Here is a 23,115-nt window from a genome sequence, read left to right on the forward strand (position 1 = left end):
GGTATGGAAATCTCCTCATCGGGGGAGACTGCTTAGAACGTCGTGACGGTCGATAACGCCGACAAACCTCTTTTTTTCATCGATAACCGGGAGGATGCTGACATCATGATCGACCATCAGCCGGCTCGCCGTTGCAATCGTATCGTCGGGTGCTACGCTGATGACGGGTGTTGTCATCACCCGCTCCACCGTGGTATCCGCCTGGTTTTTCACCGACATACGAATGTTTCCGGCGCGCAGAAGGTCTCGACGGGAGACGACGCCGATGACTTCTTTCTTCTGCAGAACCGGGAATGCAATGAAACCGCTGGAGGTGATCAGGCTGTAGATGCGGTGTATGGGCTCCCGGAATTCGCAGGTGACGGGTTCCCGCGACATGACGTCCTTGACCCTCCCCGGGATGTTGTAGCGGGAGATCAGGACCGGAAAGAGCTCGGAGAAGAGTACTCCCCCGAGGAGCCGGCCGTCTTCGTTCACGACCGCCGCGCTGTTTGTCCGGGCCTCCATTATGGCGAGGGCGACCTCTGTTAGGGGCGTATCCGGAGCGACCCGGGCGGCCTCCCGGATAAAGCCCTTGATGGTAACGTTTGATTTGGTGTCTATCACCAACAGGACGTCGGATATGTCCAGGTATCCCATCAGGCGCTTTGTCTCGTCTACGACGAAAAGTTCACGAAAGACGTCGTCCCGGAGAACGCTTCGCGCTTTCGTGACGTAGTCGTCGTAGTGCAGGGTGGGTATTTCCACCATCAGGCTTGAGGCCACTTTCATAGCAATTGTTCCTCCTCCCGACAGGCGGGACAGAGCATAAGGTTGTCGACCCTTGATAGGTCGTCGGACATCTTCCCGCATCGGTCGCAGACGCCCATGGCATACTCCTCCTCGCGATTGATCTCAATAAGATCTGCCAGCAGTTCGTTCACTTCGGCTGCAACGGTGAGAATATCTCTGACCGTCACGATCCCGATAACCATCTGGTTCTCAACGACGGGAAGTCTGCGAACGCGGTGCTTCACCATCATTGCCGCCGCGTCGCCGACCAGTTTATCGGCACCGATCGTGATCAGCGGGGTGCTCATGATCTCGCGAACCTGAATGCTGCTCGGTTTTAAGTCTTTTGCCACGACTTTACAGTTGATATCCTCCTCCGTGACGATCCCGGTGGGCAGGTTATTTTGCAGTACGATACAACTGCCGACTCCATCCCGGCACATGGTCTGCGCCGCTCTGGCAACGGCCTCTCCCACATCGATTGTCGTTGGATGACTTTGCATGACCTCCCTTACCGGTATGCGTGTCTCGAAACGGATAGTATCGCTGTTGTTCATCATGGGATTCACCTGATCCGATCAATATGTTGGTATTCTTCTAATCCGGTCGATATGCGGTCTGATTCCCCCGGTGCAAGTGTATCTAGGTCTCAACAGTATAAAAGAATTCTCTCGCTCTGGGATTGCGGTTCTTTCCATAAAATCAGATGGGTGCGCTGAACGGAACATATAATTATATGTATTTGTGAGTGCCATAACACACCTTAGTATAGGCGAATCGGCCTACTTGAGGGAGCTTAATGACGTTCTTCGTTCGTGCAAAACAAAAGATCTCAACGTTCTTAAAGACGCTCTTTAAGAAGCGGACCTGCCGTATTGGGATTTACGGCCCTCCCAATGCAGGCAAAACGACGCTTGCAAACAGAATTGTGCGGGATTGGGTGGGTGATGCAGTCGGGCCGGTCAGTGAGGTGCCTCACGAAACCCGCCGCGTGCGGCGCAAGGAGGACATCACCATCACGAGCCACAACGGCAACTCGATCACCATCGACATCGTCGATACGCCGGGCGTGACGACCAAGATTGATTATAACGAGTTCGTTGAATACGGCATCGAGAAGGAGGAAGCGATCAAGCGGGCACGGGAGGCTACCGAGGGCGTGGCCGAGGCGATGCACTGGCTCCGTGAGGATATCGACGGCGTCATTTACATGCTTGATTCAACGCAGGACCCGTTCCAGCAGGTGAATATCATGCTGATCGGGATCATCGAGAGCCGGAGTCTCCCGGTCCTGATCGTTGCGAACAAGAACGACCTCCCTGATGCTTCTGCCGCCCGGATCAAGAGTGCGTTTCCTCAGCACCCGGTGATCTCCATCTCGGGTCTTGAAGGGAACAACGTGGACGAGTTGTACGAAAAGATGGCATCATACTTTGGGTGATGGAGATGATACAGGGTGTACAGATAGACCTTATTTCGGCAGATCGCCTCGACCGGCTCACATCCATGGAGAAGATTCGCCTGATCCTTGACGATGTCATGGAGGGGAACATCGTTGTTCTGGAGAAGGGTCTCGCGCCGGACGAACAGAGTAAACTTATCGAGATCACGATGCGGGAGATCGCGCCCGACGGGTTTTCCGGGATTGAGATGGAGACCTATCCGATTCGGGAAGCGCCGACCGGATTCCTCGGCAAACTGCTTGGAGGGAAGCGCTCTGAGAGCCGATTGACCGTGATCGGGCCTGCAAACCAGCTTCGGACCCTTAAGAAGGAGAAAGACCTCATCAGTGCGTGGGTCTCATCTTCAAAGTAGCGGGATAAGTACGGGTGATAGATATGCCTCACAAGTGTACGCAATGCGGCAGGGAATTCGAGGACGGTTCGACGAAGATACTGAAGGGGTGCCCGAGCTGTGGCGGAAAGAAGTTTCTTTACATTCGTGAGGCCGAACGGCACGACGACGTGCTGAAAGAGAAGACCATCGACGAAATAGCCCGGGAAACGGGTGAGAACGTGCTTGAGATCCGCGAGGACCGGAAAAAAGAGGAGATCGAGGTCTTTGAGCGGATTGAGAGCATCCGGATCCTCGGGCCGGGTTCGTACGAACTGAACATCGATAAATTGGCCAGATCTGATGAAGTTGTCGTCGGATTGGAGAAAGAAGGAAGATACGTGGTGGATATCCTCTCGATGGCCAGAAAGAAGAGGAGATAGCGCCTCCGACCGTTTCACCGGTCGGAGACCCCCTGTAAGCGGGAGAGGCATTGCCCTTCCGCCCGGGTATCTGCACTCCCGCCCTGCCCTGACGAACCGGGGAGTCGATGGGAATCCGGGCGAGATCCCTGCATTTTTGCACCTCAAACCGAATGTTTAAATATCGTCAGACCCTTTTTTCAGGTACAAACCAAACCCGACACTCTGTGATACATGCCGAAACGACGGTTTCCTGCATGAGAGCATGAATCTCTCATGAATCTTTGCGCGTAGATCGGATCTTCTTCTCGCTCTCGCTCTCATGCACCTGTCCCCCGGCCTGTGCGGGTCGCATCATGCACGGCAGAGTGTCGGTCTGGAGGCATTCCCATGAACACAAGAGATGATACCCAGAATCCGGTCGATGATGCAACGGGCCAGATCAATGATACCAGAACTCCGGTCTACCTATCATCGCTCGATAGGATCTCCGGTATCCCTCCGGAGGAGCGTGCCGACCTTGCGCGGGTAACGGAACTCTTTGCGTTTCGCGCAAACGACTATTACCTCTCATTGATCGACTGGAGCGATCCCCGGGACCCTATCCGGCGGTTGATCATCCCGACCCTTGAGGAACTGGAGCCCTGGGGGCAACTTGACCCGTCGTCCGAACACCGATACACCATGGCGCCGGGGCTGCAGCACAAATACCGGGAGACTGCTCTCCTGCTGGTCAGCGACCTCTGCGGCGGTCTCTGTCGTTATTGCTTCCGCAAGCGTCTCTTCATCAAGAGTGCGCGCGAAGTGACTAAGGACGTCTCGGAGGGACTTCTCTACATCCGGGACCATCCGGAGATCACCAACGTCCTGCTTACCGGAGGCGATCCGCTGATGCTTGAGGCCGCCGGGCTGGCCGATATCGTCCGGCGACTCCGGGGGATCGATCATGTCGGGGTCATCCGGATAGGGACGAAGGTGCCTGCATACGATCCCTTCCGGGTCACCGATAACCCGGCGCTCCTCGATATGATCCGGAAGTACAGCACGGACGAAAAGCGGATCTACGTCATGGCGCAGTTCACCCACCCGCGGGAACTGACCGACGCTGCATGTCAGTCAGTCTCTCTCCTGCAGGATGCCGGAGCGGTCGTCATGAACCAGACGCCTCTGATCCGCGGCATCAACGACGACCCGGCGGTGCTTGCTGCGCTCTTCGAGAGACTCGCTTCGATCGGGGCGAATCCTTACTATGTCTTCCAGTGCCGCCCGACGACCGGCAACCGGACGTTCGCGGTGCCGGTGGAGGAGTCCTACCGGATCTTCGAGCAGGCGCGGTCGGGCTGCTCGGGGCTGGCGAAGCGGGCCCGGTTTGTGATCTCCCACGCGACGGGGAAGATCGAGGTGGTGGGCCGGACCGATGAGTTCACGTTCTTCAAGTACAACCAGGCGGAAAACCCGGAGGACATAGGCCGGTTCATGGTCTATAAGAGCAACCCGGAGGCCTACTGGTTCGACGATTACACGGACCTGATGGACGAGGGGAGGGTGACGGGGCCGGATGGGCCGATGTAGGCTGTCCGGGAGGTTGTCGTCGGGTGCGGAGTTCACGCCGGGGCGAACGGGGGTTTGGGCGCCTGAGATGCGCTAAGAGCAGTCTGGCCTAGAATGGAGTTTTAATCCTCAATTGCGCTCCACTCCTCGGGAGATATGCCCGCCTGCCGGAGAATGCACACGAGCAGGACCGGTTCCGTCTATAAGGGTTTTCGTTCCCGGTTAGGGGCAGGGAGGCTTTTCATGCTTGCTCGACGGCGGGGAGTGGGGCGAAGATGATATTTGGGGTGAGGGCTATGGTCGGCCCTGTGATCCTTATCTTCACCCGTCAGAACGGATAGTCCGCAGGGTCGCTGACGTATACCTCGACGTTCTTGAAGGTGACCGTCGTTCCGCCGCTGGTGACGTCGAATCCGTCGCGGGCGACGACGACTCCCTCCAGGAATGCACCATTAAACGTTACCTTCCCGTTCGGGGCGAAGAAGATGCCGGTGACACCGCTACCGCCCAGCCCTGTTATGGTGATGTCGCCGGTGCGTGCGATGATGATGACGTTGGTTGCGGTGTGCTTCCAACCTTCGGAGGTGTAACTGTCGGCAAATACCTTCATGTTGCTCGTCAGGTCTCCGCCCGAGACGTACCCTCGTGTCGCATACCATTCGTCAGATTTCACGGAGGGTATCCCCTGATCCGGCATGGTGAATCCGGGCACTGTTGCCTGGTGGATGCATTTTGCAAGGATATCGGCATTGTAGTTGCTGGGGGTCGTGTTCGTGCCGGTGTAGTAGATGTATGCATCGTCCGCGATCCAGGGGGTCCATTCGAGTGTGAGGTCTCCGTCGACGTAGACGTTCCCGTGGATCTTCGCGTCCTTCAGGCTGAAGTTGCCGGCAACGTACACGTCGCCATAGATCTCTCTTGCGCCTCTCCATAACTCAAGGTCCCCGTTGACGTAGATGGACCCGGGTTTTTCTGCCGACCCGAGGCCCGCGCTCCCGTCGTCGAGGGTAACGTCGCCGTCGATGTAGATGTCCGTCACGGCGATGGAGGCGCCGCCGTTCAGGTCACTCGTCGTCAGCCCACCGGTAACGATGACCGTTGCTCCCGGGCCGTTGACGTTGTTCCCGCCGAACTGGAGGGCGCTTCCGTAGACGAAGACGTTCTCGTCTATGATGAAATCGATGAAGGATTTTGTAACCCGGATGTAGTCCTCTCTGGTCCAGGTGTCGTTGCCGTAGGCGTTGCTTGCGGTCAGGCTGACGGTGTAGTTGCCGGGGCTCTCGTAGATATGCACCGGGTTCTGCTCGGTCGATGTGTTGCCGTCCCCGAAGTCCCAGGACCATGAGGTCACATTGCCGGTCGAGGTGTCGTTGAACTGGACGACGAGCGGCGCGTTTCCTTCGGTGACGTTCGCGGTGAAGTTTGCAACGGGCGGGGCCAGCACGGTTATGTAGTCGGTCCTGGTCTCGGTCGAGAACCCGCAGGCGTTGCTTGCCGTCAGGCTGACGGTGTAGGTTCCCGGCGCCGTGTAGGTGTGGTTCGGATGCTGCACAGTCGACGTGGTGCCGTCCCCGAAGTTCCAGAACCACGATGTCACCCCTCCCATGGAAGCGTCGGTGAACTGCACCTCAAGGGGTGCGGTGCCGTTCAGCGGTGTTGCGGTGAAGTTTGCAGAGACCTGCACCGTGCCCTGACAGAAGGAATCGACCGGTTTGCGCTCGAAGTCGGGCGACGACCACTCAAGGTAAAGGACGGCCGCTCCGTTGTTCTCGAACATCTTCACCTTGATGGGGTGCGACCCGGCGGAGAGATGGATCGAACTGTTCTTCTCCTCCGGCTTGTGGTAACCCCAGTGGTCGATCAGGGGTTCGGCACCCTCGTCCACGGCATCGATCCAGAGGCGCGACCCGTCGTCTGAGGTGAGGTAGAAGGTGTATGTGGCATCCGCCGGAACGAGCAGGTAACCTTCATAGACGACGCTGAACTGCTCGGTCTTGTTGAGAGTGCTGTTGGGCCAGTCCTCTTCGTCGGAACCGCAACGATATATTCTCCCGGCCTCCGCGTCGGCGAACCGGAGTCTCTGATCGACCCTCTGGACCGGCGTGCCGGTGAACTCTCTGGTCGGGTAATAGGTGCCGAGAAGCCCCGGGGACGAGCAGCAGGAGACGATGATGTACCCGGTCTTCGTCTCGGTGTCGGAGGCCCCGGCCCGGGTTACGGTCAGGCTGACGGTGTAGTTGCCCGGCGCCGCGTAGATATGAGTTGGGTGCCGGTCGGTCGAGGTAGCGTTGTCCCCGAAGTCCCAGAGCCAGGCGGTCGGCCCGCCCGTGGAGGTGTCAGTGAACCGGACGGCGAGCGGGGCGGTGCCGTAGGTGACGTTGGCGGTGAAGTTCGCAGCAAGGGGCACCGGTGTTGGTCCTGCTGTCTCTGTCGGTGTGGGTCCTGTTGTCGGCGTCACCGCCGTGCCGTTCCCGAGGTCGTGGAGGAGCCAGTCGCCGCCGGTGCGTCTCACGCCCTCTCCGACAATCTGGATGCGGAGGTTCTCCGTTCCGTTCGTATCGAGGACAAGGGCCTCCCCGGTCTTCCACGACGTCCAGATCTCATGCTTTTCTCCTGCGGCGTCGATAAGGCTGAAATCGGCCGTCCGGTCGACTCCGTCGACGAGGATCGCGAAGCGCCCCTTCTCAAGCGGGTCGCCGCCGTCGTGGTAGATTGAAACGGTCCCTCCCTCACTATCGGTCTCCATGCGGGCGATCATTGCGGGCGCCGCATCCCCGGGCGGGTGGGAGAGGAGCGCCACCCCGGCTATCGCTACCGCCGTCACGAAGACGGCGATGAGAGCCATGACGCCGATGAGGTCGGAGGCGGCGGTGTCGCCGGGCATGAAGGGTCCTTTTACGTTTCGTCCTGAAACTTGGTTGTCTTCATCGATACATTTACTTTCTGTACACTACCTCCGGCAATGCCACGCTTATCAAGGGCAATTGAAGCGGAGACAGCAGAAATCACACTATCTCGAGGAGCGGAACTTATGGTCATCTCAACGCCTGATGGTTCTTCACAAAGAGGTCAGGCAGAGCCGAACCTCCATATTCCATCCAGTATTCGCCCCGGGGTGAATGACTGGAGATTGTTTGCACGTCATTTTGGTTGTTTTCCATAAACGTTACCCGTAGAATATGTAATTGGTGATCGATCCCACGAAGTAGATCGTCTCCTGCCCGTTGTTCAGATTCATCAGCCCATCCGTTCCCGGCATCAGGTTGTAGAGGGTAATTTCACGGTCATCATCACCATCGATGATGGTTTCATCATCCACCGTGAACCGTGTCCACATATTGTTCGACGGCACGTTCAGTGTCAGTGTTGAAACGAGGTCTTCGTGGCTCTGGATGTAGATGCCGTTGATTTTTGCGGTTCCTTTCCTGCCGTCGTTGATATAGAGCGTTACATCGTCGTAGGCAAACGTTGTGATCGTCGATCCGCTCATGTAGATCTCGCCCCTTCCGCTCGTTCCGATGACCAGTTTCACCGTATCGCCGATCGCGAGGTCGTAGCGCGTACCCCCGATCTCGATGTAGGAGTAGGCTCCGGTCACCTTGAATTCGAGATAGCCGCCCGGCATGAGAGAGCCCGTTTTTCCCACTGCCGTGTTGAGCAGGGCATCGTGCCCGGTTGAAGATGCTGTAACGGTGATGTATCCTGTCTTTGTTTCGGTATCGGATGCTCCCGCCCTCGTTACGGTCAGGCTGACGGTGTAGTTGCCCGGGGCCGCGTAGGTATGGGTTGGGTTCTGCACAGTCGACGTGTTTCCGTCTCCGAAGTCCCAGAGCCAGGCGGTCGGCCTGCCCGTGGAGGTGTCGGTGAACCGGACGGCAAGCGGGGCGGGGCCGTAGGTGGCGTTGGCGGTGAAGTTTGCAGAGACGGTCCCGGCCCCCGGCTCCGTCGGGTCCGGGGAGAACGTCTTCCCCCCTCCCCTGAAGGCCACCTCGGCAAGGATCGTCTCGCCGCTCCCTGCGACTGCGGTCACGATCACGCGGGTAGGGTTTGCGTCGCCTGTGTAGGTGAGGACTCCCCCGATCGACCAGACGCCGTCTTCAAGTCCGATGAAGTCATCGGTCCCGTCAGCAAGGCCGCTCTCGTTGTCAACGTAGATCCGGTACTCCCCCGCCCTGAGGGGGTCGCCTCCCTCGTGAACGAGGGCGAGGCGGCCGCTCTCGTTCCCCGCGACGATGGCTGCACGGGGGACCTCGTCCGGCTGGTAGCCGGAGAGGAGGACTACCGCCACGATCACCACGGCGAGGACGGTCACGCCGACCAGGAGCATGGCCCCGACCACCTCGGAGATTCCATCTTCACCGCGATGTTGTCTCATACCGCTCACTCCACCAGGGACGCCGCGTTATGGATCGTCACCGTGTAGTTCGCCGGATACACCTTGAGGGTCACCGTCTCGCTCTCGTCTGCTGGCGGCCGGACGATGAGCCGGGTCGTGTTCCCGTCCCGTTCAATCGACCACGACGAGGTATCAACCCCCTCTTCTATCGCCCTTTGCCGGACCTCCCCAAAACCTCTCTCCCAGGCTCTGGCCGTCGTCAGATCGCCAGCCTCGATGGTCAGGTTCACCCGATCGTAGGCCCCGTTGAGGGAGGAAGAACCGCTCGAGCGCATCCTTGTCTCGACCCGCACCGGCCCCGAGCCCGCTATCGTGGCCGCCCCGTCGAGACTGATCGGGGCGATGGTGAGGGTGGTGTTGCCGTCGGTGGTTTTGTAGGCCGCGATCGACGGCCCGACCCGCACCGTCGTCCCCTCTTCCTGGGAGAGGAAGACCGCGCCCATCTGGTAAGTCCAGGTCTGCTCCACCCAGTAGTTGTTCGAGGACCGGTAGGTAAGGCTGCCGAGGGGGATGGTCGTGCTCTCAGTCCCGGCTTCAATCGTCAGGTTGGCCCCCCCGCTCATCACCGAGACCGTCCCCCCCGAGCCCGCAGGAGTAAAGATGGGGAGCGTGAAGACTCTGCCGCCGGTCGCGCCCGCGCCCGTCCCGAGGTCGAAGGCCGTCGAGAGGAGCACCCCATGTCTTTCGTTCACCCAGAGCGAATCCAGACCGATCTTATAGTCTACGAACCGGTCCTTCACCTGGTTCATGTGCGCGATCTCGTTCTCCCTTCCCGCCGCAGGGACTGCGTAGACCTGGTAGAGCGAGAGTGCGACAACGATCACGCCGAGGAGAAGGACGAAACCGACAACCTCCGAGAGGCCGTCATCGCGCGGCTTGGGTGACATTATCAGGATCATTTTCTGTGCGTGGCCTATATCTGTTTATTGTTCACCGCCACCTGCGGCCCGAAGGATAAACGCAAAATCCTGGAGCGTATGGCAATTTAATGCCCATATCTGGTCTTTCTGCCCTTCCTTCCTTTATCATTAAACCTTTTCATCTCCATCCGCCATAAATAATACAGTCTTATGCCACAGGATTCGGGAGTATCCTCCGACGGGCCGCATCTGAGCCCGGGTTGTGTCCTCTGCCACCAGGGAGCAAAGATGGTTCTCTTCGTGACCGGACGGTGTCGCCGCACCTGCTGGTACTGCCCGCTCTCGCGCGAGAGAAAAGGCCGGGATGTTGTTTTTGCAAACGACCGGCAGGTCTCGTCGCCGTCGGAGGCCATCGAGGAAGCGGAGTGCATGAGCGCTCTCGGGACCGGTGTCACCGGCGGCGAACCGCTGCTTGAACTTGACCGCGTGGTGGAGTATTGCCGGGCCCTCAAAGAGCATTTTGGCCAGGATCACCAGATCCATCTCTACACCGGCCTTGCACCGGACGAAACCATGTTCCGGCGCCTGCAGGGTCTGGTCGACGAGATCCGGCTCCACCCGCCCCACGAGTCCTGGCCCCGCATCAGCGAGACCGACTACGCCCGTTCTGCCGTCATCGCCCGTCGAATGGGTTTTTCCATCGGCATCGAGGTGCCGGCGCTCCCGGGCATCGGCGCCCTTGCCGCCGTGCTGCCGCTCCTTGACTTCCTCAACATCAACGAACTGGAGTGGGGCGAGACCTGCGCCGCCGCCATGCGCGCGCGCGGGCTCGAACCCGAGGACGGACTGCATAACGCGGTGCTGGGCGCCCGCCGCTGGGTGGAAGAACTCCCCGACGACCCGAAAGTCCATTTCTGCTCATCCGTCTTCAAAGACTCGGTCCAGCTGCGGGAACGGTTAAAGCGGATCGCTGCCAATACTGCGCGTCCGTTTGAAGAGGTGACCGATGACGGGACTGTCGTGTACGGGGTGCTCGAACCGGCGGTCCCCGTCACCGAGTTTCTGGCGAGCCTCGATGAGGATGATTATATGGTCTGCGATGGAAGGGTCGAGATGGCATGGTGGGTGCTTGCCGGCGAGGGTGCCGGGCTGCCCGGCCGGAAGTACGTCGTCGAGCGCTACCCCAACGGTGGTATGGTGGTGGAGGTGACGCCTCTGTGATACTCAGGTCCCGGATTGAGGCCCTCTATGAGCGCTGTTTGCGATGGGAGGTGAAGCACATTCCCCGGCATGTTGCGGTGATCCAGGACGGAAATCGCCGATTTGCCAAAGAACAGGGGTTCGATACCGCAATAGGACACCGGCTCGGGGCGGACACCACGGAGCATGTCCTCGATTGGGCGTGCGATCTCGGGGTGCAGCACATCACGCTCTATACCTTCTCCACCGAGAACTTCCGGAGGGATAAGAGCGAGTTAAAATCGCTCTTTACGCTCTTCCAGGAGAAATTTGTCGCGATACTGACCGACGAGCGGGTGCATCAAAACCATATCCGGGTACAGATGATCGGCGACCGGTCCCTCCTCCCCGACGCCCTTCTTGCCACCATTGAGGCGGCGGAGAAGGCGACGCTGCACTACACCGACTACTACATCAACATCGCGCTTGCATACGGCGGCCGAAACGAGATCGTGCATGCAACCCGGTCAATACTGAATGAAATAAAGCAGGGCGTCATCGATCCTCGGGCTATCAGCACCGCGACCATCGAGAGCCACCTCAACCGGGGAGCGCCGATACCCCCCGTCGACCTGATCATCCGCACCGGCAACGACTACCGGACATCCAACTTCCTCCCCTGGCTCGCGAACGGCCACGAGTCCGCCGTCTACTTCTGCGCCCCCTACTGGCCGGCGTTCCGGAAGATCGATCTCCTGCGGGCGATGCGCGTCTATGACCAGCGCATGCGCCTGAAGGAGCGTGCAGAGAGTCGGTCCTGACGATAAAGGCAGAGGGTTTTCCGGACCTCGCGCCGGATACATCTCATCGCCCGAACCGGCGCGCGCGCGACTGGTAATCCCTGAGTGCCCGGAGAAAATCCACTTTCCGCAGAAGCGCCCAGTTGACGTCGAGAAAGAAGAGTTCGGAGTAGACCGACTGCCATATGAGGAAGTCGGTCAGGTGGTTGCCGCCCGTTTTGATGACGAGGTCCGGTTCGTAGTTGAAGGTGAGGTATGACTCCAGCAGGTCTTCGTCGACCGAAGATGGGTCTACACCGTCTCTGGCCATCCTTCTCACGCAGTCGGCGATCTCTTCCCGCCCGCTCTTCCCGATCGCCACCGTTACGTCCATACCTTCCCCGCTCGCCTCCATTCCGTCCAGGTAGTGCAGGGTCAGGTGCGCAATCGACGAGATCGCGCGGATCTGCGGAAGGCATTGCTCCAGCCGGGCCGGGTCGGTGGTACTGATGTGGAACATGACGCTCCTGATCCCGAGGTCACGGCACCACTGGGTGGCGCGGTAGAGGTTGCCCGGGGCGTCGAGCATATCCTGCTCGGTGATCATGAAACAGATCTGCTCCGGAAGCGTATGGAGGTCCCGAAGGAGGATCTTCTCGTAGAGACGGTAGATCACGACCTCCACTCCAGCAACCCGGATAGAGAGAGGGTGTTTATAATATCGCTCGCGGTGCACCAGCCCCGGCGCGCCAGCATAACGCCGTAGCGCATATTCGAGAATTCGCCAATCCTGTGAGCATCTGTTCCTGCAGCCAGTTTCACTCCCTTCTTCTTCGCGTGCCAGATATAAATATCCTCAAGGTCAAGCCGGTGGGGCGACGCGTTGATCTCAAGGGCGGTCCCCGTCTCCGCCGCATGAGCGACCACGCGCACAAGATCGATTGCGTACGGCGGTCGCCGGCCGAGGAGGCGCCCGGTAGGATGGCCAATGATATCGACGTGGTCGTTCTCCATCGCGGTGAGGACCCGCCGGGTCAGGGTATCCTGGTCCTGGCTGAATCCAGTATGAACCGAGGCGATCACCAGGTCCAGGTCTGCAAGGACCTTATTCGAATACCCTAACTTCCCGTCGCTCTTGATCTCCACCTCGCTCCCGGCAAGGAGCTGGCAGACATGCCGCCGGTTGACCCGCTCGATCTCGACCCGCTGCTTTGCGAGAGCATCCGGGCTCATGCGTGACGAGTGGTCGGTGACTGCGATATACTCATAGCCCCGGGCATCTCCTGCCTCTGCCACGTCTTCCAGCGACTGGCGGCCGTCGCTTGAGGTGGTGTGGGCGTGGAGGTCCCCCCGTATCTCGTGGAGGTCGACAAGGTCGGGGAGGGCGTGCTGGAGGGCAAGTTCGACCTCGCCCCGGTTCTCGCGCAGTTCCGGCGGGATAGTCGCCATGCCAAGGAACGCAAAGACCTCCTCCTCGCTCTCGAACGTCTGCAGTTTCCCGGTCGCCGAGTCCGCGAGGCCGTTTCGGTCAAGCCGGTAACCCTGTTTCTGTGCTACCGCACCGAGCCGGTCTAAAAACCCGCGGGAGCCGGTGGCGCAGAGGAGTGCGGTGCCGCACCGTTCGGGGTCGGTGAATCGGATGTTCAGTTCGGCGTCGTTGACAAAGAGCACGGTTTCTTCAGCGCTCTCGCCGGCGACCCCGTCGGCGGCGGTTCCAGGACGGTGCAAGAATGTGCTCCGGTCTCCGATAGCGACAATCTCAATCCGGCCGACGGTACTTGACCCTCGCCGGTAGCTCCCCGCGACCGCATACCCTCCGCGAGGGAGCAATGCTCGCGCGCTCGCAAGCACGGCCTCGGCCTGCTGTCTGGTCATCCGGTCCGATTTCCGGCGAAGCTGCCTGATGCCTCTTTTGATCATCTCTTCCTTCTTTACGCCGAAACCCGGGAGCGCCCTGATCCGGTGCCCTTCCACTGCCTGCGCGAGATCCTCCACGGTCCGGACACCGAGTCTCTTCCAGAGGACGCGCAGGGTCCGGGGTCCCACCCCGGCAACGTCGAGCAGCTCGACGAGCGACCCGGGAACGGCTGTCTGCAGGTCGTTGAGTTCCCGGAACGATCCGGTGGCGGCGATCTCCCGGATCTGTCCGGCTATCTTGACTCCTATGCCCGGGACCCGGGTCAGTTCCTCTTCGTCGAGTCCGGCAACCGGGAGGGGGAGTCGCTCGACCTGCCGTGCCGCCCGCTCGTAAGCCCCGATCCGGTATCGGTCGCTTCCCGCGACCTCGAGTAGACGGCTCATGAACGCGAGCCGTTCGGCGACATCCCTGTTGGTGACCTGCTTACCCGGGCTTTCCATGATCAATCGATCATTTGCAAAACCATATAGGCATTAACGTTCGTCAGGCGCTTCGGACGAACCCCCGTCTGTTCGGTTCATGAAGACGGCACGGCGCTGTTTTTCATAGACGACTATGATAACCCAAATCCATAAACTTGTAGAAATGAAAGAAAGTGTAACATGCTTTCTTCCACAGTTGAGGATTACCTTGAAGCAATTCTCACGATCACGGAAAACGGCAGGCAGTCGGCGACGTCGCAGGAGATAGCCGCGGCACTCGGCGTCGAGAAGGCGACCGTCGACGCTTCTCTCGCCTCCCTGGTCGAGGAAGGATACCTTGAGCGAGTATCGGACGATGCCGTCAGGCTGACCGAGAACGGGTCGGCGGTCGCGTCGCAGGTTGCCCGAAAGCACCGTGTCCTGCAGTGCTTCCTGACGGAGATGCTTGGCGTTGATGCGGAGAGAGCAAGCAAAGAGGCCTGCACGCTCGAGCACGGCATCTCCGACGAGACCATCGATCGGCTCTCCACCTACATGGACGACGCGCAAACCGCCCCGGGGCGGCATATGGGACGCTGCCGCCGGGGGCAGGGAACCTGCACGCTGCTCGACTGCAAGGAAGGGGATACCGCCCGGGTAGCGATGATCCAGGGGCCCCGGCGGAACCGGAGGCTGCTCGACCTCGGCATCTTCCCCGGTGAAGTCGTGCAGATCCGGCGGAAACTACCGAACCAGTCGATCGTGGTCCGGGTGAAAGGGTGCGACATTGCGATCAGCCCCGAGATAGCGACATCGATCATTGTGGAGTCGTGCCCATGAGGTTTGCACTGATCGGTAACCCCAGCGTGGGCAAATCCATGATCTTCAGCCAGCTCACCGGTCTCGGCGTCGAGGTGAGCAACTACCCCGGGACCACCGTCGAATTGCAGCGGGGCAACACCTGCTTCCAGCGGGAGATCATCGAACTTGTGGACCTCCCCGGTGTCTACTCCCTGGATGGAAGTTCGGAGGAAGAAAATCTGGTCCGTCGGTTCCTGGAACAGAAGGACACCGATGCGGTCATCGTGGTGTTGAACGCCACGCGTCTGGAACGCAACCTCTATCTTCTCCTCCAGGTGGCGGAGTACGGTCTTCCGATGGTCGTTGTGCTGAATATGGCCGACGAAGCCGTAAAAGAGGGGCTCGAAATCGATCCCGGCCCGCTCCGCGACCTCCTCGGCATCGACGTGATCCCGACGGCCGCGTCGCAGGGGAAGAACATCGACCAGATCATTCCAGCGGCTCTTGCCGCTCCCCGCCCGTCGGCGATTGAGATCCCCTACGATCACCACATCGAGGCTGCCATCCGGAGCCTTGAAAAGATGTTCGGGACCGACCGAAAGGAGAGCATCCGTGCGCTCCTTGGGTTTGGCGATAATCCGGAGTTGCTCGAAGCGGCACGGACGATTGCCGACGAGATCGAGTCCCGGCACCGGATGACGGTCGCCCAGATCATCGCGGCCAACCGGCACAACTTCGCCCACGAAATCGCCGGACTCACCATAAAGGAGAAGGCCCACCTCCCCAAAACCGATCTCGACCGCATCCTGACGCGGGTGTTCCCGGGCATCCCCATCATGCTCGGTATCCTCGTGGGGATGCTTCTTGTGGTCTTCATCACGGGATCGTTTCTTGAGGAAGTTATCGTGGAGTTCTTCGATGTCTTTTTGCTCCAGCCGTTCCTCGCGCTCGGGCTGCCCCCTCTGGTGGAAGAACTGGGAAAATCTCTCCTGCTCGCGCTCCAGGCGGGTTTCGGGATAGCGTTCCCGTATGTCTTCCTCTTCTACATCATCATCTCTATCCTCGAGGACTCCGGGTATATGACCCGGGCGGCCTTTCTCGCCGACAACGCGATGCACCGGGTCGGGATGCACGGCGGTGCGGTCATCCCGCTGACGCTGGCATTCGGGTGCAACGTGCCGGCCATTATGAGCATACGACTTCTCTCCTCCCGGCGGGAGCGCGTCATCGCTTCGTTCCTGGTCACCATGGTGCCCTGCTCGGCCCGGTCCGTCATCATTGCCGGGATTGTGGCGGGTTTTGTCGGTATCGGAGCGGCATTCAGCGTCTACGCCATCGTCTTTGTCCTGATCCTGATCACGGGGCTCTTCCTCTCCCGGGTGACGCCCGGCGAGCGGTTCGGCATGATCATGGAAATGGCGCCGCTCCGCCGGCCGGTTCCGAAACTCGTGATGAAGAAGGCCTGGCTGCGCCTCTCCGAGTTCCTCTTCATCGCCATGCCTTTGCTCCTCGTGGGAAGCGTCGTTCTCGGACTGCTCGAATTCTTCGGCGTCATGGGCGCCTTCGAACAACTGGTGGAGCCCTACACCATGGCCCTCCTCGGCCTGCCCGGTTACTCGGCGACGGCGCTCGTCTTCGGCATTCTCCGTAAGGAGATGGCGTTTGAGACCCTTGCCATCCTCGCAGGGACCGCGAACCTCGGGGCGGTGCTCTCGTCTCTGCAACTCTATATCTTTGCGGTCGTGACGGTCCTCTTCGTCCCCTGCCTCGCGACCATCACCGTCCTCCTGCGCGAGGTCGGTTCAAAGATCACGCTTGCAATCACGGTCTATACGGTCGCCCTCGGCCTCCTCGTCGGAAGTCTTCTGTTCCATATACTGCCGCTGGTGATGTGATGTATCTCTATAAAACCGGTATCCCGATGATAGACAGGGAATTCGGTGGCCTGCGGGCCGCCACGAATATCCTCGTCCTGGCACCGCCTCTTGCCTACGCGGAACACCTCGCGTACAGGATAACCTGCCCCCAGTCCGGGGAATGGACCGTTGCAATCACGACCGACGAGCGTGTCGCCGTCGTCGCCGATGTGTTCAAGGGGGCAGGGGTGAACATGAGCCATATCGGGTTCATCGACGCGGTCACGAAGACGTCGGTGCCGACCCTGCAGGACACGGCGAAGGTGAAGTTCGTCACGAGCCCCCGCGACCTGACCAACATGGGGATCAAGTTCTTCCGGATGGTGGAGTATATGTGGAAAGAGGGGGTGATGGCCGATCCTCCGGGGCCGATGCCCCCGCCGGTCCGGCTCTGCGTCAATTCGGTCTCGACGCTCCTTCTGTATGCGCGGCTGGAGGTGACCTTCAAGTTTCTCCACGTCATCACGAACCGGGTGAAGAAAATCGAGGGGATCGGCGTCTATGTCCTTAACAGCGAGTCGTTCGATGAGAAGATCATAGCCACGATCAAGCAGCTGATGAACATTGTCATTGAAGTGAGGACGGATGACGGAAGGCAGCCGGTGGAGCGGAGCTTCCGCGTTATCGGCATCCGCGGCAGAACGACTCCCTGGATCCGCTACTTCTACGATGATGACATACTGACGATTGAGGGATGACGATGATGCCTGCTCCGGAGTCGAACCGGCCATGCTGACGTTTGTGGGCCTCGGGCTCTACGATCTCGGGGATATATCGGTCAAAGGTCTCGATTGCGTCCGGGATGCCGATGCCATCTACCTTGAGTCGTATACGTCCCGGCTGATGGGGACGGATGTCGCCGCGATGGAGGCGTTCTTCGGCAAGGAGGTCCGGGTGCTCGTGCGGGAGGACGTCGAGCAGGACCCCCGTGAGGTCCTGGAACGTGCCGCGAGAGGTCGGGTGGTGTTCCTGACCGGGGGGGACCCCATGGTCTCGACGACGCATGCCGACTTACGGATGCGGGCGGCCGCCGCCGGCATTGAGACGTCCATCATCCACGCTTCGTCCATATCGAGCGCCGTCTCGGGCCTCTCCGGTCTCCAGAATTACCGGTTCGGGAAATCCTGTTCGGTGCCGTTCCCCGCGAAAGGGTGGTTCCCCACGACTCCGATCGAGACGGTTGCGGCAAACCTCGCTCTTTCTCTCCATACGCTCGTCTACCTTGATATCCAGAAGGACCGCTACATGTGCATCCCCGAAGCGATCGCTCTCCTCGAAGAGATGGCGGAGAAGCTCGGCATCGAACCGCCGGCACTCTACGTGGGCATCGCCCGGGCTGGATCGGCGGCCCCGGTGGTTCGCGCCGGGTCAGGCGTGGACCTCAAAGAGACCGATTTCGGGCCTCCGCTCCATGTCCTTCTCGTGCCGGCGGAACTCCACCCCATGGAGCGCGAGTACCTGGAGGTCTTTGCCGGCCTATGATCCTCGAAGACTACGGAACTCTCTACCGGGGGTCCCTCTCCAGGACCCGGATTGCCGTTCCGGCGGGAACTCTCCTCCACCGGGCAGCGGACGAGGTGGTCGAGATGGCCATAGCATACCAGAGCGACGGCACAACGTTTCTCCGGGCGGGTGACCCGGTAAACGCGCTCGCCGCGTTTGCATACGGGATCGGCTGGCTCGACGCGGGCTCGCGCCTCGGGCTGCTCGAACCGCTTGCCGCCCACCCCCCGGTCGATGTGGATGCATGCATCCCGGATTCACTGAGCGCCCATCTGGATGAAAAGACCCATCGTTACCGGCGGATGCTTTCTGATGCTTATATGGCGGTTTGCACGGGGCCGGACAGGGCGAGTCCCCTCTGTGCGGGAGCCGAGTCGCTCCATGCCGCGGCTCACTCCTGGTATACCGGGGGTGTGGAGTGCCTCGAAGCGGGCGACCTTGCCGGGGCCCTCGCCCGGTTCAGCTATGGGTATGCCTGGCTTGATGCCGGTATCCGTGCCGGGTTATTCCGTATAACCGGCGACCGGGGACTCTTCACCGTCTAGAGGTCTTCGTAATGCTCTGTGCGCGGACGGCGGGTTTTCCGAATCCTGACAATCCCGCCGAAATCCGATAAAATCATCGTTAAATAGTAGCTGCACGATACTCTATTAACTCATTTCGGGCACCTTCCCCTGAAATTGCCCGATAATTTGCATGATATCTGCGGATATCTATTGGCGTTCGGGGACCGGGTCTCCGAATCCGTCCCCAGTACACGGAGCGTCGTAAAGCATGAAGAAGTCCCAGTGGACCTGGCTGCTCATCTCGATCGGTTTTAGCACCCTTGTCATGGTGGGTGTCCTGTACTTCACCGTCGACGAGATGACGATCGAGTATCTCAGCCGGGTGAGTCTGCTCTACCTGGTCCTTGCCGTCCTCCTCCACCTCGTCTCGTTCGGGTTCTGGGCCCTCCGTATCCAGTTGATGACAGCGTCGCTCGGATACCGCGTGGGCTTTAAACACTGCATGAACCTGGTACTGGCAAACATACTCGTTGCGTCGGTCACCCCGGCGCAGGCGGGAGGCGAACCGGTCCGGGTTCACGAACTCTACCGGGCCGGCGTCCCGATCGGAGACGCCACCGCCGTCGTCGTTATGGAGCGGATTCTTGATGGGATCGTCCTTGGAGCCCTCGGGGCTTTTTCCATGCTCTTCCTCGGGCGGTACTGGAGCGGCCTTGCCTCAGGGTTCAGCGGCCTGAGCCTCCTTATGTACGCCGCCTGGATAGCCGTCATCCTCTTTGTGCTGGTCTTCGTCTACTCGGTGAGGAACCCGGACTACCTCAAGCGTCTCCTCAAAAGGATGTCGCGGTGGATCGACCGGCGCTGGCACTTAAAGCGGTTCGAGAGCCTCCTTGAGACGATCGATCGGGAGGTGGACAACTTTAACGACGGCCTCGTCAGGTTCGTGAACCGCGGAAAGGTTGGCCTTGTATGGGGGATTATCTTTACAACGCTCTTCTGGTTCGCAGAGTTTGCCATCGGTTCGCTGCTCCTTGTGGGTCTTGGGCAGCCGCCTTTCCTCATCGAGTCGTTCGTCGCCCAGCTTATCCTTGCCGTCATCATGATGATCCCGCTCACGCCCGGAGGCTCGGGTATTGCGGAGCTCGGCGCCACATCGCTCTACAGCCTCTTCATCCCATCGTCGATTGTGGGGGTCTTCGTCCTTCTCTGGCGGCTGATCCTCTACTACCTCAACATACTCGTCGGTCTCCTGTCGAGTCTCGTCATTGTACGGCGCGAGTATCTTGCCCGCGTGAAGAAATAGCAAGGATTGACCCCAAGGTTTAAACGTCATAAGGCTCATGTCAGATGATAACATGACTGCTCAAAGTTGCAGGGTGCAGGGCGTGTTCATGTCGGTGAGCGATATGGGGGCGGCGCCGACAGTCGTCCTGGATGCCGGGGAGGACAGCACGATACCTATATACGTCGGGCTCTGGGAGGCGATTTCGATAAATAATGCGTTAAATAGTGAGATGCTTCCCCGGCCCATAACCCACGACCTCATTGTCGAGCTGTTCCGGAATTTTGAGATAGCCCTCGACGCCCTGCACATCGATTCCCTGGAAGAGGGGGTCTTCTATGCCAAACTCCTCCTCCGGCAGGGGTCGCGCACCGAGATCATGGATTGCCGGCCGAGCGACGGGATAGCCATCGCTCTGCGTTACCGTGCTCCCATCATGATCGAAGATACAGTCGTCGAGTCCGCGGCCGTGAAGAAGGACGATCTTCCCCGGATGGTGGACCTGAAGGAATACCTTTGAGCGGTTCGCCGGGAATTGCCCCGCCCCGAAATCCGGATGACTATGGTTATTTTCGACGTGCGGAGAGTTCGTCGAGCACAGTCGAAATGTCGGTGCCGGATGCCTGAAGCGCCACCAGGAAGTGGAAGAGGAGGTCGGCCGCTTCGGAGACCGTTCTCTCCGGCACCTGGTTCTTTGCGGCCAGGATGAACTCGACTGCTTCTTCACCGACCTTCTCCAGGGATTTGTCGATTCCTTTCCGGTGCGTCAGGACCGAACTGACGTAACTCTCGGCAGAGGGGTGTTCTGCCCGGTCCTGGATGACCTCCCAGACCTCGTCGAGGATGCTCCAGTCACGCATGGGTGTTTTCCTCCGCGAGCACCTCACCAAGGACAGTGTCGAAGTACCGGGAGAGGAGGAGCCGTGCTTTCTCGATGGTGCACCCGCTCTTCCCGATGGCGATGCCGAGATCGCCCGGATCGACGTAGACCGTGAGTCTCCCGTCGTCTTCTCTCCTGACACCGACGACGCTGGCAGGCTTAAATACATTCCTCGTGAAATTTTCAATTTCCGGGGAATATTCAACCATCTCGATGCGTTTTCCGAGGACCCGCTGCATTTTCCTGATATTGCTTCCCTTTCGGCCGATGGCGAGACCCATATCGCCTTCTTTTATGAGGTATACTACCCGGTCGAAGCGTTCATCGATGATGCAGTCCAGCGCGGTCGCTCTGGTAAGAATTCTCAACTCTTCGATGTATCGTCGTTCTTTAAAGCATATGGTTCGTATCATTGAAGCAGTCCCCGATGGGAATGATGCGGTAGGATATAGTCCTTGAGAGAATATATATCTAAGTACCCTTGGCCATAACCGGATGTCGGCCTAGCACTTCTGCAGGATCACCTTTATTGCCGCTCCTTCCTCCGGTTTGCCGGGCACCCGATCCGCCGCCCAGACACGTCCGCCGTACTGGTTTGTGAGGGTTTTGACGATATGGAGTCCAAGACCTCTGCTCCCGGATGCGGTTTTGTTTCCCCTGGCGAAGCGATCGAATATGTTGGGCTTCAGATGGTCCGGTATGCCGATGCCGGTATCGGCAACCGTCAGCGTTACGGTATCTCCGGCCTCCATGACGGTTATCTCAATCCGCACCTTCATTCCGCCGAACTTGATGCTGTTGCTGATCAGATTTGATATGATGTGCTCGAGGAGAGGGTTCGCCCAGACCATGAGTTTTTCTCCCTCATACCTGATATCGATGCCTGCGTACCGGCGTATCTGGCTGCGGATACTGCTGTCCAGGTCAACCGGCTCCAGGCAGATGCGATGAGTTTTGAGCGTATTTAAGAGTTCGACGTTTTTGATGACGTTGATCCCCTGCTCGACCGTATTTTTGACCATTTGAGCGAGTTCCGCCTCTTCGCCGGAGAGCCGCTCCCGAAGCATCTCGATGATCGTTGCTGCGACCATGTTGGTGTTGTAGATGTCGGTGCCGAGCAGGTCGAGGTAAAGGCTGGAGAGCTGGCCGGTCTCCTGAATGGTTCGTTCACGGCAGAGAACGCTGGTGATGTCGCGGCTGACCCCGGCGGCGGCCACGACTTTTCCGGCCTGGTTGTGCAGGGGGTGAATGGTGACTTTGAACGACCGTCGGTCGCCGTGCCACATAAACGACCGGGTCTTCGAGACGACCTCTCCCATCTCGATGACCCGGCGAGCGGCTCCGGTCAGGAAGTCCGCCTCCTCCGGCGGGAGCAGGACGCCGGGAGCCGCACCGATGACTTTTTCCGGGTCTACGCCCATTTTCCGGGCTTCGGACCAGTAAAACTGGGTGAAGACGCCGTCCCGGTTGAGCTTGAAGATCATATCCGGCAGAGCGCTTGCCAGGACCTGGATCTGCTCCTCCGCTCCTCCACGAGACTCTTGGATCGTTTCCTCTTCCGGGGTGTTCCGGATGGTCTCAACGGCACCGATCTGTCTGCCGGTGGTGTCGTAGAGGGAAGCTGCCGTGCAGACAACCTCTCTCCCGGACGCCAGGGTGATGCGTGACTCGGTGAATGTCTCCTCACTTTCGTTGTGCTGCTGGTAGTCGCTTCCGGCATCGCCGCGAGTCAGGAGGTAGTTCGCGAGTGTAGGACGTTTCTCGCCGAACAGCGCTTCTCCATGCGCGTACCCGCCCATTCCAACGATATTTTCTGCCGGAACGCCGGTATACTGTACCATGCTGTCGTTCCAGATAACCACCCGCCCCTCGCAGTCGAGAACGAGTGTCGGTTGCTGGAGACGGTCGAAGATACCCACAGGTATCTGGCTGCAATTCATATGCCCTCTGGCAATCTCCTGGTACATCTTCACGCGCATCACCTGTGGACGGTTTTCGCCCCTGCAAAGTTGCCCCGGTGGCACCTTCTTGGCCGCCGGGAAGATCTTCTCTCTGGACAAGTTCGACGCCTCTTATTAATTACTGCTTCCGATCAGTGGTGATAGCCCCTACCTTCACGACAACTACCGCAAAAGGCGGAAACGACGGGTATCACCCTGAACCGGGACTAATACGCA

At 59.4% G+C, this 23,115-nt stretch carries 23 protein-coding genes; 13 read left to right on the plus strand and 10 right to left on the minus strand.

The window, feature by feature from the left end; genetic code table 11:
• Positions 1-15: 15 nt before the first annotated feature.
• Complete coding sequence (locus BRA42_RS13400) at positions 16-771, minus strand: CBS domain-containing protein (protein ID WP_292410257.1); 756 nt, start codon at positions 769-771, stop codon at positions 16-18.
• Positions 768-1,331 carry a cyclic nucleotide-binding/CBS domain-containing protein gene (locus BRA42_RS13405; protein WP_342770540.1) on the minus strand — a complete coding sequence of 188 codons (564 nt, stop codon included), beginning with the start codon at positions 1,329-1,331 and terminating at the stop codon, positions 768-770. The genes BRA42_RS13400 and BRA42_RS13405 overlap by 4 nt, the downstream gene beginning before the upstream one ends.
• 239 nt (positions 1,332-1,570) lie before the next feature.
• On the opposite strand from BRA42_RS13405, the gene BRA42_RS13410 reads away from it, so the two are divergent.
• The 4 genes from BRA42_RS13410 to BRA42_RS13425 all read left to right on the plus strand — a co-directional run bounded on the left by BRA42_RS13410 (position 1,571) and on the right by BRA42_RS13425 (position 4,538).
• Positions 1,571-2,212: an Era-like GTP-binding protein gene (locus BRA42_RS13410; RefSeq protein WP_292410252.1), complete on the plus strand. Its 642-nt coding sequence runs from the start codon at positions 1,571-1,573 to the stop codon at positions 2,210-2,212.
• 5 nt (positions 2,213-2,217) lie between these two features.
• Positions 2,218-2,586 carry a DUF2073 domain-containing protein gene (locus BRA42_RS13415; RefSeq protein ID WP_292410250.1) on the plus strand — a complete coding sequence of 123 codons (369 nt, stop codon included), beginning with the start codon at positions 2,218-2,220 and terminating at the stop codon, positions 2,584-2,586.
• A gap of 23 nt (positions 2,587-2,609) precedes the next feature.
• On the plus strand, positions 2,610-2,987 hold the full coding sequence (locus BRA42_RS13420) for a Zn-ribbon domain-containing protein (protein ID WP_292410248.1): 378 nt from the start codon (positions 2,610-2,612) through the stop codon (positions 2,985-2,987).
• Between the two features lie 369 nt (positions 2,988-3,356).
• On the plus strand, positions 3,357-4,538 hold the full coding sequence (locus BRA42_RS13425; protein WP_292410246.1) for a KamA family radical SAM protein: 1,182 nt from the start codon (positions 3,357-3,359) through the stop codon (positions 4,536-4,538).
• 307 nt (positions 4,539-4,845) lie between these two features.
• Here BRA42_RS13425 and BRA42_RS13430 read toward each other — a convergent pair whose 3' ends face one another.
• From BRA42_RS13430 to BRA42_RS13440, 3 genes are all read right to left on the minus strand, one after another.
• The gene (locus tag BRA42_RS13430; RefSeq protein ID WP_342770539.1) at positions 4,846-7,401 is read right to left on the minus strand and encodes a PKD domain-containing protein; all 2,556 of its coding nucleotides are present in this window, start codon (positions 7,399-7,401) and stop codon (positions 4,846-4,848) included.
• Positions 7,402-7,683: 282 nt separating this feature from the next.
• Positions 7,684-8,892 carry a PKD domain-containing protein gene (locus tag BRA42_RS13435; protein WP_342771302.1) on the minus strand — a complete coding sequence of 403 codons (1,209 nt, stop codon included), beginning with the start codon at positions 8,890-8,892 and terminating at the stop codon, positions 7,684-7,686.
• Positions 8,893-8,897: 5 nt separating this feature from the next.
• Positions 8,898-9,800 carry a DUF7289 family protein gene (locus tag BRA42_RS13440; protein WP_292410242.1) on the minus strand — a complete coding sequence of 301 codons (903 nt, stop codon included), beginning with the start codon at positions 9,798-9,800 and terminating at the stop codon, positions 8,898-8,900.
• Between the two features lie 261 nt (positions 9,801-10,061).
• On the opposite strand from BRA42_RS13440, the gene BRA42_RS13445 reads away from it, so the two are divergent.
• Positions 10,062-10,994, plus strand: a complete 933-nt coding sequence (locus BRA42_RS13445; protein WP_342770886.1) for a radical SAM protein — start codon at positions 10,062-10,064, stop codon at positions 10,992-10,994.
• Entirely contained in the window at positions 10,994-11,773 is a 780-nt protein-coding gene (gene uppS / locus BRA42_RS13450) for a polyprenyl diphosphate synthase (protein ID WP_342770897.1), read from the plus strand. Before BRA42_RS13445 ends, uppS begins: the two co-directional genes overlap by 1 nt.
• A 43-nt stretch (positions 11,774-11,816) precedes the next feature.
• On the opposite strand, the gene BRA42_RS13455 is transcribed toward uppS, so the two are convergent.
• Together BRA42_RS13455 and BRA42_RS13460 are read right to left on the minus strand one after the other, a co-directional pair.
• Positions 11,817-12,407: an undecaprenyl diphosphate synthase family protein gene (locus BRA42_RS13455; RefSeq protein WP_292410317.1), complete on the minus strand. Its 591-nt coding sequence runs from the start codon at positions 12,405-12,407 to the stop codon at positions 11,817-11,819.
• Positions 12,404-14,089 carry a helix-hairpin-helix domain-containing protein gene (locus BRA42_RS13460; protein WP_342770887.1) on the minus strand — a complete coding sequence of 562 codons (1,686 nt, stop codon included), beginning with the start codon at positions 14,087-14,089 and terminating at the stop codon, positions 12,404-12,406. Before BRA42_RS13460 ends, BRA42_RS13455 begins: the two co-directional genes overlap by 4 nt.
• A gap of 162 nt (positions 14,090-14,251) precedes the next feature.
• Here BRA42_RS13460 and BRA42_RS13465 point away from each other — a divergent pair, with 162 nt between their 5' ends.
• From BRA42_RS13465 to BRA42_RS13495, 7 genes are all read left to right on the plus strand, one after another.
• On the plus strand, positions 14,252-14,890 hold the full coding sequence (locus BRA42_RS13465) for a metal-dependent transcriptional regulator (protein ID WP_342770888.1): 639 nt from the start codon (positions 14,252-14,254) through the stop codon (positions 14,888-14,890).
• Positions 14,887-16,746: a ferrous iron transport protein B gene (gene feoB / locus BRA42_RS13470; RefSeq protein ID WP_292410235.1), complete on the plus strand. Its 1,860-nt coding sequence runs from the start codon at positions 14,887-14,889 to the stop codon at positions 16,744-16,746. Before BRA42_RS13465 ends, feoB begins: the two co-directional genes overlap by 4 nt.
• Positions 16,746-17,465: an RAD55 family ATPase gene (locus tag BRA42_RS13475; RefSeq protein WP_292410233.1), complete on the plus strand. Its 720-nt coding sequence runs from the start codon at positions 16,746-16,748 to the stop codon at positions 17,463-17,465. Before feoB ends, BRA42_RS13475 begins: the two co-directional genes overlap by 1 nt.
• A 31-nt stretch (positions 17,466-17,496) precedes the next feature.
• The gene (dph5, locus tag BRA42_RS13480; RefSeq protein WP_342770889.1) at positions 17,497-18,249 is read left to right on the plus strand and encodes a diphthine synthase; all 753 of its coding nucleotides are present in this window, start codon (positions 17,497-17,499) and stop codon (positions 18,247-18,249) included.
• Positions 18,246-18,815, plus strand: coding sequence for a DUF357 domain-containing protein (locus tag BRA42_RS13485; protein ID WP_292410230.1), 570 nt, complete (start codon positions 18,246-18,248; stop codon positions 18,813-18,815). Before dph5 ends, BRA42_RS13485 begins: the two co-directional genes overlap by 4 nt.
• Positions 18,816-19,044: 229 nt before the next feature.
• Positions 19,045-20,079, plus strand: coding sequence for a lysylphosphatidylglycerol synthase transmembrane domain-containing protein (locus BRA42_RS13490; protein WP_292410228.1), 1,035 nt, complete (start codon positions 19,045-19,047; stop codon positions 20,077-20,079).
• Positions 20,080-20,131: 52 nt separating this feature from the next.
• The gene (locus BRA42_RS13495) at positions 20,132-20,578 is read left to right on the plus strand and encodes a bifunctional nuclease family protein (protein ID WP_292410227.1); all 447 of its coding nucleotides are present in this window, start codon (positions 20,132-20,134) and stop codon (positions 20,576-20,578) included.
• A gap of 46 nt (positions 20,579-20,624) precedes the next feature.
• Here the strand turns inward: BRA42_RS13495 and hisE are convergent, their stop codons facing one another.
• The 3 genes from hisE to BRA42_RS13510 all read right to left on the minus strand — a co-directional run bounded on the left by hisE (position 20,625) and on the right by BRA42_RS13510 (position 22,878).
• The gene (gene hisE / locus BRA42_RS13500) at positions 20,625-20,918 is read right to left on the minus strand and encodes a phosphoribosyl-ATP diphosphatase (RefSeq protein WP_292410226.1); all 294 of its coding nucleotides are present in this window, start codon (positions 20,916-20,918) and stop codon (positions 20,625-20,627) included.
• Complete coding sequence (locus BRA42_RS13505; protein WP_292410225.1) at positions 20,911-21,351, minus strand: NusA-like transcription termination signal-binding factor; 441 nt, start codon at positions 21,349-21,351, stop codon at positions 20,911-20,913. Before BRA42_RS13505 ends, hisE begins: the two co-directional genes overlap by 8 nt.
• Positions 21,352-21,441: 90 nt before the next feature.
• A complete protein-coding gene (locus BRA42_RS13510; RefSeq protein ID WP_292410223.1) occupies positions 21,442-22,878 on the minus strand; it encodes a sensor histidine kinase in 1,437 nt (478 codons plus the stop codon).
• Positions 22,879-23,115 lie beyond the last annotated feature (237 nt).

This window comes from Methanoculleus sp. UBA374 (assembly GCA_002508705.1).
Lineage (GTDB): Archaea > Halobacteriota > Methanomicrobia > Methanomicrobiales > Methanoculleaceae > Methanoculleus > Methanoculleus palmolei.